This window comes from Mesorhizobium sp. P2_D1 (genome assembly GCF_056404455.1).
Genome location: NZ_JBFUDZ010000121.1, coordinates 1 through 2198, shown reverse-complemented (window position 1 = coordinate 2198; position 2198 = coordinate 1). Strand labels below are relative to the sequence as shown.

The 2198-nt window shown below is 58.2% G+C and carries 1 protein-coding gene; it reads left to right on the top strand.

Annotated features, from left to right (window positions below):
- The first annotated feature begins 1774 nt into the window (after window positions 1-1774).
- A complete protein-coding gene (locus tag AC1D0I_RS32400) occupies window positions 1775-2044 on the top strand; it encodes a hypothetical protein (protein WP_477400153.1) in 270 nt (89 codons plus the stop codon).
- Window positions 2045-2198 lie beyond the last annotated feature (154 nt).

Below are 2198 nucleotides of genomic sequence, written 5' to 3'. Positions count from 1 at the left end.
CCTCCTATCTTGCCCCAATTGCCGGATTTCCGAGACATACGACAACGTCATGCTTGAACTTGGCCAACGCACAGCGGACGCACTCTTGCGCGCGATCTACCGACCTGTTCCGTCGAGGATCTATCGTTTCGCCCTTCTCTTTTCAAAAGGGGGACACCACCCCAAGCCGACAAGGTCGCCCCTGATGAGCACGACTGGTGACGAGGACCACCGTATGCGAATGCGGGTCAGGCGGAGGAAGGATGGTCCGTCCCGTGCCTAAAGAGGCCAACGGAAACGCGCGCTGGTGCTTCACATAAGACCAGAAAGATGGAGTAGGTGGGCAAGTCTCATACCGAGGCCCACTGTGAATTCGCCATCGTTGGCAGCAAAGTCCCAACCGAAGAATGCCGCCCAGCCAAAAAGCAGAATGGAGAAGCGCATTAAACGACGCTAAATTAGGGGTGTTGAATAAAGGTTAAGGGCTTTATATGCGACGGTTAGCCCTGAGCCTTTCCCCCCGGCCGGGCACTACCATGTTGACCCAGAAATGCCAGTGAAGCCGGTCGCTTTTCCGCCAGGCAATCCATCCCGGCGCCCTTTTGACACTCAACAAACCAGCGGGGCGCCGAGCCATTACCCGGCGGCGTTTTGAGGGGAACGGCGCCTAATATTCATCATAGCGCGCTCGCTGGAGTTTTTTGGAATACAGCCTTTTGGACGATGCCCCGCGGTTGAAAATGCCGGCCGGATGCCCGTCACCAAAAAATCCGGGCTTTCTTAAATCCGAACCCTATTCGCTACGGCTGGCCTGCCTCTTAGGTCTGACCCTGGCAAGCGATTGTCGCCTACGAGACGGTCTTCGGAMGATAGTTTGGRCGGTATGAAAGGACCCGTAGCGCCGATCTCGCCTAGCCAATCCTCGTAGCCAGTGTTCATTTTGGACACCAGTTCATCGGGATCATGTATCCCGGACTGGAATAGGCTCTTGAGGCGCCGGCCGAAGTGTTCCCATGCCGGATGGCCTTCTGGAATTCCTGCCTCTGTGCAATAGTCGTTGAGAACCTTTGTCAGAATTGCAAGTTGCTCAGGATCGAGATGATCGTCGGATGACATCGCTTTATCCCTCGTGGGGGCGAAAGCGTGATCGACTCTTCCAAGCGCCAGGCGCCCGTTCAAATTGGCCAGCGACGTCCTTCAGTACGCTTTAGTCAGGGATTAGCGAGTCAAATCGGGCGTGGAGCGGAGCTTGGGAAAATATCTTTCAGCCGACGGAACGTTTGTGCTCGCCCGGTGTTATCACGCTGATCCCCGCATAGGGATCATAAAGGGCCTTGCCCCTCCTGGCCCTAGTTTGAGTCCGCTGTCTCCCCGGCAGCGGACCCGACGTATTTCAGTGATCGTCGGCATCCTATTCCATAGCCTTACGAATCAGTAAGTCGTCGGTCCGCGCAAAGCCAGATAACCATCACCGTCGGCAGCGAACGGCACTTTGCTGCCCGGCGGGCCTCCACCTGCCGAAAATCAAAGGCCCGCTGCCCGCTCTCAGTCTGCTGGCGGCGGGCTTTTCGCCCAAGGGGGGTTTGGTGGTGACTACGCAGCGGAGGCGGAACGACTTCATAAAAGCATAGTCCAGCCGTTGCTATCACCTAGCAGCGAGCATTACCGGGCGCTCCAGCGCACCCACGAAGCGCTGTTGAAGACGGTGAAGGACGTCACCGGCAAGGATTCGCCGTTCATTCAATGGTTCGGGACAGGGCCTGTGCGGCCTCCCCAGGCTGGGTAGCGCCATCCCATGACCATGAAATATCTGTTCGTCGAGGACACGCTCGGCAAGAAGCTACAGATCGGGTCGGGGCTTTCCGTCGACTGCATGACGTGCCGCCGGCATGCCGACCTCGATATCCAAGCGCTGGTTGACCGTCTCGGCGAAGATTACGGCTGCCTACACTGGGATTTGATCCGGGTCCTATTCTGCCAGCCCTGCCGTGACGCTGGGCGCCCTGACCGAAACATCGCGTTCACCAGCCACCCGAAGACACCAGGGCAGCGACGCTCAGACTAAGCGGCCCGGCATCTCCGCACGGCGGGGGGCCAGCAGACTGTCGGGCCTGACCGGCGCGGGTTGGGGAGCGAGCCGGCTGGTGAAAATATACGCCTTCGCTAATATGTTCGGGACCTATCCGTAAGAACGATGGAAGCAGCAAAAGGTGGAGCGC

Coding starts and splice junctions, on each gene's coding strand:
- AC1D0I_RS32400 (WP_477400153.1), top strand. CDS start 1,775: ATGACCATGAAATATCTGTTCGTCGAGGACACGCTCGGCAAGAAGCTA.